This is a genomic window from Arenimonas caeni, from assembly GCF_003024235.1.
In the GTDB taxonomy this organism is placed as follows: Bacteria; Pseudomonadota; Gammaproteobacteria; order Xanthomonadales; family Xanthomonadaceae; genus Arenimonas; species Arenimonas caeni.
In genome coordinates this window covers 68,879-83,355 of sequence record NZ_KZ679092.1, presented here as the reverse complement: position 1 = coordinate 83,355, position 14,477 = coordinate 68,879, and the positions used below count along the sequence as shown (strand labels likewise).

The following is a 14,477-nucleotide window of genomic DNA, read 5'->3' as shown; positions in this document are numbered from 1 at the left end:
CGTCAGTCGGCGCCGATGGCCGGCGTCAGCGCCACCTCGGTGTCACCGGGGCGGTAGCGCCCCACCAGCCGCCAGTGGCCGTCGGCGGCCTGCAGGCGCAGCTGCCAGCCGTGCGCGGCAGCCAGCGTTTCGGCGCTCCGCCAGCCGTCGGGGCCGGGCTGCAGCGACAGGGTGCGGTCGAAGGAAGACTCCAGCGGGTGCACCAGCTGCAGCACCGGTGCCTGCGGCCCGGCCGGGCCCTGCAGGGTGACCACCACGCCGTCGGCCTGCACCTTCGCCGTGGCCGACAGGCCCAGGCGCGAGGCCTCGGCGTCGGCCTCCACCGAGGCCACCTGCACCTGGGCGGTGCGGCGCACAGGGTCCGGGTCGGCGTCGACGGCGCTGTTGCCGGTGGCGACCACCAGCGTCCAGATGCCGGCCACGATGGTGGCGGCGGGGATGCCCAGCACGAGCCAGAGCACGGGGTTGCGGCCGGAGCCGCGCTTTTCGACGACGTCGCTCATCAGAAGGGCCCGAAGAAACGGGTCTCCTCGGTCTCGCTGACGCCCTCGGCGTCGGACTCGACCACCAGTTCGACGTCCACCCGGCCCTTTGCCAGCCCCGCGGGGGCCCGCAGCGTCACCGGCACCGTGAGCACTTCCTCGGCGGCGGCCGCGTGCACGGCGCCCTGCTCGACCAGCACCAGGCCCTCGGGGCCGTTGATGCGGATGGTGAAGTTGCGGGGCACGATGTCCTTGTTGACGATGCGCACCGTGTAGGTGTTCTCGATGCTGCCGTCGCTGGCCTGGCGATAGAGCGCGTTGCGGTCGCGCATCACGTCGACGATCAGCGGGCTGCGCTGGGCGATGCCCACCGCGAAGCCGACCGCCAGCGCCAGCAGCAGGCCGCCGTAGACCAGCACGCGCGGGCGCAGCAGGCGCGCCGCCTTGCCTTCCACCGCGTTCTGCGAGGTGTAGCGCACCAGGCCGCGCGGATAGCCCATCTTGTCCATCACCATGTCGCAGGCGTCCACGCAGGCGCCGCAGGCGATGCACTCGTACTGCAGGCCGTTGCGGATGTCGATGCCGGTCGGGCACACCTGCACGCAGATGGTGCAGTCGATGCAGTCGCCGAGGTCGTCGGGCGACTCAGCCTTGGGCGGCGGCGGCAAGCCGTGCTGTTCGTCCACCACCAGGCCGGTGGTGGCACGGGCGCCGAGCTGCAGGTCGGCGGCGCTGCGGTGCTGGGCCGCGTGCACCACCGCGCTGGTGGCCACGTCCAGCGGCAGCAGGCCGCGCGCGCGCTCGAGCACGCTGCCCAGCTTGCCCTTCTTGCGCGGGCCGCGCGGCTCGCCGCGCATGGGGTCGTAGGCGATGATCAGGGTGTTGCGGTCGAACATCGCGCCCTGGAAGCGCGCGTAGGGGCACATGTACTTGCAGACCTGCTCGCGCAGCACGCCGGCATTGCCCCAGGTGGCCAGCGAGTAGAACAGCACCCAGAAGATCTCCCAGCCGCCCCAGGCGAAGGGAACGAGCCGGTCGGCGAGGTCGCGGATGGGGGTGAAGTAGCCGACGAAGGTGAAGCCCGTCCACAGCGCGAACAGCAGCCACAGGACGTGCTTGGAACCCTTGCGCAGCACCTTCTCGCGCGTCCAGGGACTGGCGTCGAGCTTCATGCGCTTGTTGCGGTCGCCCTCGGTCCAGCGCTCCATCCAGATGAAGACTTCGGTCCACACCGTCTGCGGGCAGGCGTAACCGCACCACAGGCGGCCGGCGATCGCGGTGAAGAAGAACAGGCTCAGGCCGGCCATCACCAGCAGCAGGGCCAGGTAGAAGAAGTCCTGCGGCCAGAACACCAGGCCGAAGACGTAGAACTTGCGCGCCGGCAGGTCCCAGAGCACGGCCTGGCGGTCGTCCCACTGCAGCCAGGCGAAGCCGTAGTACATGCCGAGCAGCCAGATGACGGCGGCCTTGCGCAGGCGCTGGGTGAAGCCGTCCTGCTCGCGCGGGTAGACCTTCTTCTCGGCGACGTAGAGGGAGACTTCCTCGACCAGTTCGCTGGGGATCTTGCGGGCCATGGCTCAGCCTCCCGACAGCGGTTTGTTGAAGCGGCTGGCCGGCCGCAGCAGGATCCAGGTGAACAGGCTGCTGGCGGCAGTGCAGGCCCAGAACATGAAGAAGCCGATCGTGTAGCCCATGCCGCGGCTGATCTCGACTTCCGGGAAGGTCATGTCACGCAGCGCCAGCGGGTCGACGAAGGCGAAGAACACCATCGTGGCCACGCCGGCGGCGAAGAAGCTCGGCCAGAGGATCGCCCCGAGCCGCTGCGCGAGCGGCCGGGGCGGGTGGTCGAAGCGGTCGTGCGGAGCGCTCACGGCGCCTCCGTCGCAGCCTCGTTGCTCCCGTGGGAGATGGACCAGACATAGGCACCGACCAGGCGGCTGCGGGTCTCGCCGATGATCGGCTCGTGCGCCGGCATCATGCCGTTGCGGCCGTTGCGGATGCCCTCGGCGATGCTGTTGAAGTCGCTGCCGTACAGCCAGGTGTCGTCGGTGAGGTTGGGCGCGCCGAGGATCGGGTTGCCCTTGCCCTCGGGGCCGTGGCAGGCGGCGCAGACGCCGGCGTAGCGCGCCTGGCCGGCGGCGGCCAGGGCCGGGTCGGCCTTGATGCCCGACAGGCTCTGCACGTAGGCGGTGACCTCGGTGACGCCGATGTCGCCACCGATCGCCGCGGCCAGCGGCGGCATCGCCGCCTGGCGGCCGGCCAGGATGGTGGTGAGGATCTGGTCGGGGCTGTCGCCCCAGAGCCAGTCGCCGTCGGTGAGGTTCGGGAAGCCGCGGGCACCGCGGGCGTCCGAGCCGTGGCACTGCGCGCAGTAGTTCTGGAACAGGCGGGCACCGAAGGCCACGGCCTCGGGATGGCCGGCGATCTCGTCGATGGCCATGCCGTCGAAGCGGCCGAAGGCCTCGGCCAGGCGCGCATCGGCCTCGGCCTTGTCGGCGTCGTGTTCCTTGGCCGAGGTCCAGCCCGAGGTGCCGGCGAAGTTGCCCATGCCGGGATACCAGGCCAGGTAGGCCACCGAGTAGGCGATGGTCAGCCAGAACAGGATGATCCACCAGCGCGGCAGCGGCTTGTTGTATTCGGTGAGGTCGCCGTCCCAGACATGGCCTGTGGTTTCGGCGTTGCGGGCTTCGTCGCCGCGGCGCTTGGACGTCCACCACAGCAGCCAGGCACAGCCGCCGATGTTCAGGACGACCAGGAAGATGACGAATAGGGACCAGCCGGTAGTCATGGGTTGTTCTCGCGGTCGTCTTCGAGGGGCAGGCGGGCGGCGGCGTCGAAATCGGGCTTGCGCTTGCGGCTGTAAGCCCAGGCCACGCCGGCCAGGAACAGGATCAGGAGCAGTACGGTGGAAATTCCGGCGACCATGGTCAGCCCTTCGGCGCGTGCTTGCCGAGGCCCTGCAGGTAGGCGATCAGCGCGTCCATCTCGGACTTGCCGGCCACGGCGGCGGCAACGCCGTCGAGGTCCTCCTGCGTGTACGGGTCGCCCAGGCGCTGCAGCGCGCGCATGTTGCGGGCCACCACGGCCGGGTCGACCTGGGCTTCGGCCAGCCAGGGGTAGGCGGGCATGTTCGACACCGGCACCACCGCGCGCGGGTCCATCAGGTGCACGCGGTGCCAGTCGTCGGAGTAGCGGCCGCCGACGCGGGCCAGGTCCGGGCCGGTGCGCTTGGAGCCCCACTGGAAGGGCCGGTCGTAGACCGACTCACCGGCGAGCGAGTAGTGGCCGTAGCGCTCGGTCTCGTGGCGCAGGGTGCGCACCATCTGCGAGTGGCAGTTGTAGCAGCCTTCGCGGACGTAGACGTCGCGGCCGGCCAGCTCCAGGGCGGGGTAGGGCTTGACGCCCGGCAGCGGCTTGACCGCCTCGGCCTGGTACATCAGCGGGACGATCTCGGCGATGCCGCCGAAGCTGATCACGATGGCGATCAGGATCGCCATCCAGCCGACATTGGTTTCGATCTTCTCGTGGCTCATGTCGGATCCTCAGGCGTGCTTCTCGGCGGCGGGCGGGATGACGGGGGACTCGGTCAGGCCCCGCGCCATGCGGAAGGTGCGCACGGTGTTCACGGACATCAGGACCATGCCGATGATGACCAGGACGCCACCCAGCAGGCGAACCAGGTAGTAGGGGTAGTTGAACTCGACGATCTCGGCGAAGGCGTAGGTGAGCGTGCCGTCGTCGTTGGCGGCGCGCGCCATCAGGCCCTGGTAGATGCCGGCGATCCACATCGAGACGGTGTAGAGCACCACGCCGATGGTGTGCACCCAGAAGTGCTGGTCGATCATCTTCACGCTGGCCATTTCCTTCAGGCCCAGGCAGCGCGGGATCAGCATGTAGATCGAGCCGATCGAGATCATCGCCACCCAGCCCAGCGCGCCGGAGTGCACGTGGCCGATGGTCCAGTCGGTGTAGTGGCTGAGCGCGTTGACCGTCTTGATCGACATCATCGGGCCCTCGAAGGTGCTCATCATGTAGAACGAGATGGCGACGACGAGGAACTTGATGATCGGGTCGGTGCGCAGCTTATGCCAGGCGCCCGAGAGGGTCATGATGCCGTTGATCGCGCCGCCCCAGCTGGGCGCCAGCAGGATCAGCGAGAACACCATGCCCACCGACTGCACCCAGTCGGGCAGGGCGGTGTAGTGCAGGTGGTGCGGGCCGGCCCACATGTAGACGGCGATCAGGGCCCAGAAGTGCACGATCGACAGGCGGTAGCTGTAGATCGGCCGGTTGGCCTGGCGCGGCACGAAGTAATACATCATGCCCAGGAAGCCGGCGGTCAGGAAGAAGCCGACCGCGTTGTGGCCGTACCACCACTGCACCATCGCGTCGACGGCGCCGGAGTAGACCGGGTAGCTGTGCCACAGGCCGGCCGGCATGGCCAGCGAATTGACGATGTGCAGCAGGGCCACGGCGATGATGTAGGCGCCGTAGAACCAGTTGGCGACGAAGATGTGCTTCACGCGCCGCTTGGCGATGGTGCCGAAGAAGATCCAGCCATAGGCCACCCAGACCAGGGTGATCAGCACGTCGATCGGCCAGGCCAGCTCGGCGTACTCCTTGGACTGGGTGTAGCCCAGCGGCAGTGTGATGGCGGCCAGCACGATCACCGCCTGCCAGCCCCAGAACACGAAGGCGGCGAGCTTGTCGCTGATCAGGCGCACGTGGCAGGTGCGCTGCACCACGTACAGGCTGGTGGCGAACAGTGCGCAGCCGCCGAAGGCGAAGATGACCGCATTGGTGTGCAGCGGCCGCAGGCGGCCGAAGCTGAACCAGGGCAGGTCGAAGTTCAGGGACGGCCAGTACAGCTGGGCGGCGATGATCACCCCCACCAGCATGCCCACCACGCCCCAGACCACGGTCATGATGGCGAACTGCATCACGACCTTGTCGTTATAGGTTTCCGCCTTGTTGTCGAGCGTCATCGGATCTTCCCCGTAGTCGTGGTGCAATTATGTACATCCCGGAGTGGCTCCGGGTTGACCCGCGTCAATTCCTCCCGGCCGCCGGCGTGCTTGGCGGCCCGGATTCCCCTTTTCAGCCGGCCGGGCCGGCCAGCGCAGCCTTCACGGCGGCCAGGAAGGCCGGGTCGGGCTTGCTGCCCAGCGTCTCGGTGCGGGCAAGCACCCGTCCCTCCCGGTCGAGCAGGACCAGGGCCGAAGTATGGTTGAACTCGCCGTCGGCCAGGGGCCGGTAGCGGATGCCCAGCACGGCGGCCAGCCGGCGCACGCCGGGGGCCTCGGTGCGGGCCAGGGTCCAGCGGTCGGCCGGCAGGCGGCGCTTGTCGAAGACCGACTTGAGCGCCGCGGGGTCGTCGCGGGCCGGGTCGAGGCTGACCAGGAGCACGTGCAGGCGGGCGCGCTCGTCCGGGGCCAGGGCATGTTCGACGCCCTTGGCGCTGTCGACGATCAGCGGGCAGACATAGCGGCACGAGGTATAGAACATCGCCACCAGGCGGACCTCGCCGCGGCCCTCGGCCAGGGTGAAGTCGCGGCCGGCCTGGCTGGTGTAGGTGTCGGCCAGCCGGTAGACCGAGTCGCCCGGCAGTTCGCCGGCGGCGGCGGGCAGGGCCAGCAGCAGGGCCAGCAGCAGGTTCCAGGCTTTCACGGTCGGGCTCCGGCCGGGTCGCGCGCGCAGCGCAGCCCGAGGTTGGCGGTGGTGTCGTTGCCCTCGAGGGCCGAGAGCATGGCCACGCGCATCATCACCGCGTAGTTCTCGCGGTCGTCCATGGACAGAGCGCCGGCGCCGCAGAAGCGCCGCCGGTCGGGGTCGCCCTGCTCGCGGTTGTCGGCCGAGACCAGCATGGCGGCGTAGTCGTCCACCCATTCCCAGACCAGGCCGTGCAGGTCCCTGACGCCGTTGACGTCGGCCGGGCCTTGGCCCACCGCCGGCAGCGGCTGGTTCGAGGGCCGGGAGTACCAGGACAGGATGCGTTCGCGCCAGGCGGGATCCTGGCGGGCGTCGGCGCGGGTCTCGTCGGCCGCGGCGGCGTATTCCCATTCGGACCAGGTGGGCAGGCGGGCGCCCTGCGCCTCGCAGTAGGCCTGGGCCGCGAACCAGCTGACGTTGACCACCGGCTGGCCGGCGCCGGCCGGGCCCAGTTCGAGCGGGCCGGCCCAGTGCTGCAGGTAGCGCTGTTCGGCGAACAGCGGCGCGACCTGGTCGCGCCGCCACTCGGGATGCTTGCGCACGAAGGCCAGGAACTGGCCGTTGCTGACCGGCGTGCGCTGGAGTTCGAACGGCGCCACCTTCACCAGGCCGCCGCTGTCCTCGTAGCGCAGCACCGAGCGGAACTCGCCGCCCGGCAGCCGGGCCCAGCCGTCGTCCGCGGCCGCGAGGCCGGGGACGGGCAGCAGGGCCAGCAGCAGGGCGGCCGCGGCGCGCATGCTCAGTGCGCCGCGCCTTCGCCGCGCTCGGTGGTGGCGCGGACGCGGGCCACGTCCTCGGTGCTCACGCGGCCACCCGGGTTGCCCCAGCTGTTGAGCGTGTACGTGAGGATGTTGGCGACCTCGTCATCGGTGAGCTGGCTCATCGGCGGCATCACCGAGTTGTAGTCCTGGCCATTGACCTTGATCGGGCCGGACAGGCCGTTGAGCACGATGGCGGCGAGCTCGTCGTGCGGGCGGTCGAGCCAGTCGGAGCCCGCCAGCGGCGGGAACACGCCCGGCATGCCGGCGCCTTCGACGCCATGGCAGGTCGAGCAGGTGCCGGCGAACAGCGCCTTGCCGGCCGCGACCTGCTCCTCGAGGGTGAGCGTGCCGGCCTTCTCGGCGGCGGCGGCGGCGGCCACCGGCTGCATGCTGGCGGCCTTGTCGCCCAGGTAGACGTGGTCGACTTCCTTGCCCGAGTAGATCGACTTGTCCTCGGGGCCATCGACCTGGAGGATGCCCAGCGCGCCCTTGTTGAAGGCGCGGAAGATCGAGTGGTCGACCAGCACGTAGCTGCCCGGCACTTCCAGGTGGAAGTCGGCGATCATGGCGCCGCCGGCCGGGATCAGCGTGGTCTGCACGTTCTCCTGGTAGCGGGTGCCGCCCTCGTACCAGACCTTGTCGAAGATCTCGCCGATGACGTGGAAGCTCGACACCAGGTTCGGGCCGCCGTTGCCCACGTACAGGCGCACGTTCTCGCCGACGCTGGCCTTGAGCGCGCCTTCGCCCGTGAGCGCGGTCTCCGAGCCATTGAACAGCACGTAGGTGGCGTTCTCGTCGATCGCCCGCTGCATGTCGAACGGTGCGTGGCCCTTCTCGCGGTACTTGGTGGTGGTGTAGAAGTCGCCCTGCATGACGTAGAACTCCTTGTCCACCGGCGGCATGCCCTCGGGCGGCTCGACCAGGATCAGGCCGTACATGCCGTTGGCGATGTGCATGCCCACCGGCGCGGTGGCGCAGTGGTACACGTACAGGCCGGCGTTGAGCGCCTTGAAGGTGAACTGCGAGCCGTGGCCCGGGGCCGTGAACGTCGAGCTCGCGCCGCCACCGGGGCCGGTGACGCCGTGCAGGTCGATGTTGTGCGGCATCTTCGAGTCGGGGTGGTTGTGCAGGTGGAACTCCACCGTGTCGCCCTGGCGCACGCGGATGAAGCTGCCCGGCACGGTGCCGCCGAAGGTCCAGAAGGTGTAGGTGACGCCGTCGGCGATCTCCAGGTCGACCTCGCGCACCTCCAGCTGGACCTTGACCTTGGCCGGGTAGTCGCGGTTGGTCGGCGGCGGGACGTGCGGCGGTGCGGTGAGCACGGCCTCGATCATCTCGCCCTGCGGCGGGCCGAAGTCGCCCTTGCGCGAGCCGCCGGTGTCGGCGGCGCCGGCGGCGCGCTTGGCCGCCACGGCTTCGTGGGCGTCGAGGTTGGCGTTGGGGTTGTCGCGGCAGCCGGCGAGGGCGAGGGCTGCGGCGATGCAGGCGAGGAGCAGGGGGCGTTTCATTGTGATCAGGTCTCCGGGGCTTGAGGTTGGGTTCCCAACCTTGGCGAAAGCTTCGTGCGGCGGCGCGCAATCGTCCCTGATGCACATCAAGCGGTGCGGGCCTGGACAGTCTGACGCCCCCGGCCGCCGATGTGAACCCCTTGGAAGAATGCAGCTATCTTGACGTGGCTCAGGGGAAACCGGGCGCCACCGGAGCACGCTTGGCGCGACCCGATCCGGGCCTTGCTTGGAACCGAACCATGACCTCCAGGAACTGCCTTGCCATCGCACTGGCACTGGCGCTCCAGCCCGTCGCCGCACAGGCCGACGATGGCTGGAGCGCGAACCTGCGCTACCGCCACGAAGCGGTCTCCGACGATGCCTTCGCGCGCGACGCTTCGGCCGACACCCTGCGCCTGCGCCTCGGCTACAGCCATGCCTTCGTCAACGGCTTCAGCGCCGGCGCGGAGCTCGAGGCGGTGGCCGCCGCCGACGGCAGCTACAACTCCACGGCCAACGGCCGCACCACCTACCCGGTGGTGGCCGATCCTGAGTCGTTCGAACTCAACCAGGCCTGGCTGCGCTGGCGCGGCGAGCGCGGTGGCGCGACGCTCGGCCGCCAGCGGCTGCTGCTCGACAACCAGCGCTTCGTCGGCAACGTCGGCTGGCGCCAGAACGAGCAGACCTACGACGCCTTCTCGGCGGACTTCTCGCCGCGCGAAGGCCTGGTGCTGCGCTATTCCTGGCTCGACCGCGTACACCGCGTCTTCTCCGACGAGGCGATCGACCCGCTGGCGCGCGAGCGCGACCTCAACGCCCACCTCGCCAACCTGTCCTGGACCGGCGCGGCCGGCACCCTGGCGGCCTACGGGTATTGGCTCGACGACCAGGACGTGGCCACGGCCTCCACCCGCACCCTGGGCCTGCGCTACACCGGCCAGCGCGCGTTCGACGCGGTGAAGCTGGGCTGGACGCTCGAATACGCCAAGCAGCGCGACCATGCCGACAACCCGCTGCAGGTGAGCGCCGACTACGTGTTGTTCGAACCCTCGCTGTCCGCCAGGGGGCTGACCTGGAAGGTGGGCTGGGAGCGGCTGGGCGGCAACGGCAGCACCGCCTTCCAGACGCCGCTGGCGACCCTGCACGCCTTCAACGGCTGGGCCGACAAGTTCCTGGTGACGCCGGCCAACGGCCTCGACGATCGCTACGCCTCGGTCTCGGGCAAGTTCGGCAGCGGCCGGCTGGACGGCAAGCTCGGCTGGACCGTGGCCTGGCACGACTATGTCGCCGACCGCGGCGACGCCGACTACGGCCGCGAACTCAACGCGTCGCTGTCCTTCCCGCTGCCCGCCGGTTTCGCCGGCCTCGTCAAGCTCGCCGACTACCGCAGCGACGGCTTCGCCCACGACACCCGCAAGCTCTGGCTGCAGATCGAGCGCAACTGGCCGTAAGCCTGAAGGCCCTCCAACAGAGGTCAAAAAGAAAGGGCCCCGCGATGCGGGGCCCTTCTTGTTGCAGCTTGCTCGCGGTCAGTAGACGTCGTTGACCGTGTTGTTGATGTTGAACTTGCCGGTCGGCGTGATCAGGCGGGCATCGTCGAGCACCGCCTTGAGCTTGAGGGTCTTGTCGTCGACCACCACGATCGCCGAACGCTGGTCCTTGCCGTTCCACACCGAGAACCAGACTTCGTCGCCGGCCGCGTTGTACTCAGGCTGCACGACGCGCTTCGGGCCTTCGCCCAGGTTCGCCCACTCGGCGATCGGCAGCACGGTGTAGCCGGCGTCGAGGTCGTTGATGTTGAACACGGCCACCGACTGCGCCACCTTCTCGTCCGGGTTGAGCGGCGTGTCCACCCACAGGTTCGAGGACTTCGGGTGGGTCTTGATGAACAGCGAGCCGCCGCCCTGGCCGTGCAGGACCTCGACCACCTTCCAGGCATGCTCCGAATGGTTCTCCGGATCGGTGCCGATCAGGGTGATCTTGTCGTTGCCGAGCGCCGAGGTGCCCCAGACCGGGCCGTACTCGGGATGCACGAAGTTCGCGCCGCGACCCGGATGCGGGATCTTGTCCACGTCGATCAGGCCGACCATGCGCTGCTCGAGCGAGTCGACCACGGCGATCTTGTCGCTTTGGTTGGCCGCGGTGAGGAAGTAGCGCTTGGTCACGTCCCAGCCGCCGTCATGCAGGAAGCGCGCGGCGTCGAGCGTGGTCACCTTCAGGTTGTCCAGGTCGCTGTAGTCGACCAGCAGGATCCGGCCGGTTTCCTTCACGTTGACGATGAACTCCGGATGCTGGTGGCTGCCCACGATGGCGGCCACGCGCGGCTCCGGGTGGTACTCCTGGGTGTCGACCGTCATGCCGCGGGTCGAGACGATCTTCATCGGCTCCAGGGTCGGGCCGTCCATGATCACGTACTGGGGCGGCCAGTAGGCGCCGGCGATCGCCAGCTTGTCCTCGAAGCCCTTGTACTTGGACGTCTCGACCGAGCGCGCCTCGAGGCCGATCTTGATCTCGGCGACGCGGTCGGGCGTGGCCATCCACATGTCGATCAGGTCGATCTTGCCGTCGCGGCCGATCGTGTACACATAGCGGCCCGAGTGCGAGACGCGGGAGATGTGCACGGCGTAGCCGGTCTTGATGATGTTGATGATCTTCTTGGTGTCGCCGTCGATCAGGGCGATCTCGCCCGAGTCGCGCAGGGTCACCGAGAAGACGTTCTCGAGGTTGTACTTGTTCATCTTCCGGGTCGGGCGGTCCTCGACCGGGATGAGGACCTTCCAGCTGTCGCGCATCTCGGCCATGCCCCACTCGGGCGGGCTGGGCGGGGTGTGCTGCAGGAAGCGCGCCATCAGGTCCACCTGGGCGGTGCTCAGCTCGCCGCCGGTGCCGAAGTTGGGCATGCCGCCCGGGGAGCCGAAGTTGATCAGCGCCTTGAGGTAGTCGGTGCCGCGCGCCTGGGTCAGGTCGGGCGTGAGCGGCTTGCCGGTGGCACCCTTGCGCAGCACGCCGTGGCAGCCGGCGCAGCGCTGGAAGAAGATGTCGGTGGCTTCGGCGAACTCTTCCTCGGTCATGTCCGGGGCACCGGGGGTGCGGTGGATCTTCACGTCGGCGGCGGCCATCGTGGTCGGTGCGCCCTCGTAGGCGGCCTGGGCCTGGCTGGTGCCGGGGTGGGCCTGGCCCTGCGCCGGGTCGGAGGCGCCGGCGATGCCCTTGCGGGCGGCGGCGACCTGGTCCGGGGTGAAGCGGGTGTCGCCGTTGTCGAACTCGTCCATCACATGGTTGAGGATGGCGGCGATGTCGGCGTCGGCCAGGTGGCTCATCGCCGGCATGACGGAGTTGTACTCATTGCCGTTGACGGTGATCTTGCCGCTCAGGCCGGCCAGCACGGCCTGCAGCGCGGCCTGCGGGTCCCGCTTGATCCAGTCGGAATCCTTGAGCGGCGGGAAGGCGCCGACCAGGCCGGCACCGTTGGCCTGGTGGCAGGCGGCGCAGTTGGCCAGGTAGGCAGCCTCGCCGGCCTGCTCCTCGGTCTTGGGCGCGCGCTCGTTGACCACGTCGGCATCGGCGGCGAGGGCCGCGGTTGCGCCGGCGCCAAGCGCGAGGGCCAGGGCGGTACTGATCAGTGTTCTTTTCATGGTTGATCCCCGTAGGTGGTTTACACGTCTTCGGCGGTATCCCGCCGTCGGGTGAAGCTTGGTCCTGGCCCGTTCGGCCGCCCCTGACCTGCATCAAGCGCAACGACAATTGCATCGCCTTCCGGCCTTCCGATTGACAGCCGTCAATTTCGAGGCGACGCCGGCTATCGTAGGGTTCGGCATTGCTAAGCATTGGTGAAGATCATGTCAACGAGCTCCATCCTGCTCGCCCTGGCCGCCGCCCTGTCGGCATCGCCCGACGAGGACACGCTGCGCACCCTCGATGCCGTGGTGGTGGTCGGCAGCCGCAGCGCCGAGCCGGTCAAGCAGGTGGTCGGCGCGGTGAGCCGGGTCGACCGCGAGGCCATGGAGCGCCGGGGCGTGCAGGGCATCGAAGACCTGGCGCGGCTGATGCCCGGTGTCGACGTGGCCGCGGATGCGAACCGTTTCGGTTCCCAGGGCTTCAACCTGCGCGGGCTCGAGGGCAACCGGGTCGGGGTGGAGCTCGACGGCGTGCCGCTTCCGGATGGGTTCGGCGTGGGCCAGTTCGCGCTCGCCGGGCGCGACTTGGTGGAGCTGGGCATCGTCGACCGCGTCGAGGTGCTGCGCGGGCCGGCCTCAACGCTGCACGGCAGCAAGGCCCTGGCCGGCGTGGTGGCCTACTGGACCCCGGATCCCTCCGACGAGGCCTGGGACGAGGGCGAGCGCTGGCAGGGCCAGGCCCGCACCGGCCTGGGCACGCGCGATGACGCGCGCTGGCTGTCGGGGCGGCTGATGGCGCGGAGCGCGGACGAGCGGCTCGCGGCGCTGGTCGCGCTGGGCCGGCGCGAGGGCAACGAGACCGGCAACAGCGCGCGCGACGACGCCGATGCCGCCAACCCGGCCGATTACCGCAACGACAGCGCGCTGCTGCGGCTCTCCTTCGACGCCGGCGCGGCCGGCCGCTGGAGCGGCATCGTCGAGCGGGCCGAGGGCCGGCGCGAAACCGACGTGCAGTCGCAGCTGTTCGGCCCGGGCCGCTTCGCCACGACCTATGCGCTGTTCGGCGACGACCGCTACGAGCGCACCCGCGCCAGCCTCGGCGTGGAGTGGCCGCAGGCGGGGCCGCTGGGCCCGGTCCGCCTGCTGGCCTGGCGGCAGGACAGCCGCACCGACCAGTACAGCGACCAGTACCGGCTGCCGGACATGGCCACGCCCTTCGAGTCGCTGCGCACGCGCCGCTTCCTGTTCGAGCAGGAAAGCAGCGGCCTGGAGCTCAACGCGCAGTGGCGGGGCCGGTTCCTGGGCGCCGAGCACTGGCAGGTGTTCGGCATCGACCTGGCCCGGCACGACTACCTCGGCTACCGCGACGGTCTCGAGACCAACCTCGCCACCGGCGCCAGCAGCAACGTGATCTTGGGCGAGGTGCTGCCGCTGCGCGACTTCCCCAACACGCGCGCCGACGAGATCGGCGTGTTCTGGCAGGACGAGATCCGGTTCGGCGAGGCCTGGGCCCTGGTGCCCGGCCTGCGCTGGGAGCGTTACCGCCTGCGCGCCCGTCCCGATGCACTGTGGCGCGAGGACAATCCTTCCGTGCAGCCGGCCTCGCTCGACAGCGAACAGGTCACGCCCAAGCTTGGCCTGCGCTGGAGCCGCGGCCGGCTGGGCCTGTACGCGCAGTACGCGCGTGGCTTCCGGGCGCCGCCGTTTTCCGACGTCAACATCGGCCTGAACCTGCCGACCTTCAATTACGTGGCCCTGCCCAACCCCGAGCTCCGGCCCGAGCGCAGCGAAGGCCTGGAACTGGGCCTGCGCTGGGACGGCGAGTTCCTCAAGGGCACGCTGGCGGTGTACGACAACCGCTACCGCGACCTGATCGAGTCGCGCGCCAACCTGGGCCGCAACCCGAGCGGCCAGCTGGTGTTCCAGTCGGTCAACCGCGACCGGGCGCGCATCCGCGGCCTCGAACTGGAGGGGCGCTGGTGGCTGGCGTCGCTGTCGGAGCGCGCCGAGGGCTGGTACCTCGACGGCGTGGCGTCCTGGTCGCGGGGCGACGACACCTCGCGCGACCGGCCGCTCAACACCGTGCCGCCGGCGCGCGCCAGCCTGGCCGCCGGTTTCGAGGCGGCCGACGGCCGCTGGGGTGGCGAGCTGCGCCTGACCGGCGTCCGGGCGGTGACCCGCGCCGACCAGTCGGCCGGGGCGCTGTTCCTACCGCCCGGCTACAGCCAGTGGGACCTGCATGCCTGGGCCTCGCTGGGCGAGCAGGTGCGCCTGAACCTGTCGCTGTTCAACCTGGCCGACCACCGCGCCTGGGACTGGTCGGCGCTGCGGGGCCTGCCGGCGAACGCGGGTGACAAGGACTTCTATTCGCGCCCCGGCCGCGGCGCCCGCCTGGGCCTGGTGTTCGACTTCTGAGCCAAA

The 14,477-nt window shown here is 69.8% G+C and carries 13 protein-coding genes; 2 read left to right on the top strand and 11 right to left on the bottom strand.

The window, feature by feature from the left end:
- Window positions 1-2: 2 nt before the first annotated feature.
- The 10 genes from C6N40_RS09635 to nirK form a co-directional block, all read right to left on the bottom strand.
- Entirely contained in the window at window positions 3-503 is a 501-nt protein-coding gene (locus C6N40_RS09635) for a FixH family protein (RefSeq protein ID WP_106990809.1), read from the bottom strand.
- Window positions 503-2,056 (bottom strand): 4Fe-4S dicluster domain-containing protein, encoded by a 1,554-nt coding sequence (locus C6N40_RS09630; RefSeq protein WP_106990808.1) that lies wholly within the window; start codon window positions 2,054-2,056, stop codon window positions 503-505. Before C6N40_RS09630 ends, C6N40_RS09635 begins: the two co-directional genes overlap by 1 nt.
- Before the next feature lie 3 nt (window positions 2,057-2,059).
- Complete coding sequence (locus tag C6N40_RS09625; protein WP_106990807.1) at window positions 2,060-2,353, bottom strand: hypothetical protein; 294 nt, start codon at window positions 2,351-2,353, stop codon at window positions 2,060-2,062.
- Entirely contained in the window at window positions 2,350-3,270 is a 921-nt protein-coding gene (gene ccoP / locus C6N40_RS09620; protein ID WP_106990806.1) for a cytochrome-c oxidase, cbb3-type subunit III, read from the bottom strand. The genes C6N40_RS09625 and ccoP overlap by 4 nt, the downstream gene beginning before the upstream one ends.
- A complete protein-coding gene (locus C6N40_RS09615; RefSeq protein ID WP_106990805.1) occupies window positions 3,267-3,407 on the bottom strand; it encodes a cbb3-type cytochrome oxidase subunit 3 in 141 nt (46 codons plus the stop codon). Before C6N40_RS09615 ends, ccoP begins: the two co-directional genes overlap by 4 nt.
- Window positions 3,408-3,409: 2 nt before the next feature.
- Window positions 3,410-4,015 carry a cytochrome-c oxidase, cbb3-type subunit II gene (ccoO, locus tag C6N40_RS09610; RefSeq protein WP_106990804.1) on the bottom strand — a complete coding sequence of 202 codons (606 nt, stop codon included), beginning with the start codon at window positions 4,013-4,015 and terminating at the stop codon, window positions 3,410-3,412.
- 9 nt (window positions 4,016-4,024) lie between these two features.
- Window positions 4,025-5,467, bottom strand: coding sequence for a cytochrome-c oxidase, cbb3-type subunit I (gene ccoN / locus C6N40_RS09605; RefSeq protein ID WP_106990803.1), 1,443 nt, complete (start codon window positions 5,465-5,467; stop codon window positions 4,025-4,027).
- A 112-nt stretch (window positions 5,468-5,579) separates the two neighbouring features.
- A complete protein-coding gene (locus tag C6N40_RS09600; protein ID WP_106990802.1) occupies window positions 5,580-6,149 on the bottom strand; it encodes an SCO family protein in 570 nt (189 codons plus the stop codon).
- Complete coding sequence (locus C6N40_RS09595) at window positions 6,146-6,928, bottom strand: formylglycine-generating enzyme family protein (protein ID WP_106990801.1); 783 nt, start codon at window positions 6,926-6,928, stop codon at window positions 6,146-6,148. The genes C6N40_RS09600 and C6N40_RS09595 overlap by 4 nt, the downstream gene beginning before the upstream one ends.
- 2 nt (window positions 6,929-6,930) lie before the next feature.
- On the bottom strand, window positions 6,931-8,460 hold the full coding sequence (gene nirK / locus C6N40_RS09590) for a copper-containing nitrite reductase (RefSeq protein ID WP_106990800.1): 1,530 nt from the start codon (window positions 8,458-8,460) through the stop codon (window positions 6,931-6,933).
- Between the two features lie 239 nt (window positions 8,461-8,699).
- Between nirK and C6N40_RS14095 the strand changes: the two genes are divergently transcribed.
- Complete coding sequence (locus tag C6N40_RS14095; RefSeq protein ID WP_106990799.1) at window positions 8,700-9,890, top strand: alginate export family protein; 1,191 nt, start codon at window positions 8,700-8,702, stop codon at window positions 9,888-9,890.
- Window positions 9,891-9,968: 78 nt separating this feature from the next.
- On the opposite strand, the gene C6N40_RS09580 is transcribed toward C6N40_RS14095, so the two are convergent.
- Entirely contained in the window at window positions 9,969-12,074 is a 2,106-nt protein-coding gene (locus C6N40_RS09580) for a cytochrome D1 domain-containing protein (protein ID WP_106990798.1), read from the bottom strand.
- Between the two features lie 204 nt (window positions 12,075-12,278).
- On the opposite strand from C6N40_RS09580, the gene C6N40_RS09575 reads away from it, so the two are divergent.
- A complete protein-coding gene (locus C6N40_RS09575; RefSeq protein ID WP_162782176.1) occupies window positions 12,279-14,471 on the top strand; it encodes a TonB-dependent receptor domain-containing protein in 2,193 nt (730 codons plus the stop codon).
- Window positions 14,472-14,477: the final 6 nt, after the last annotated feature.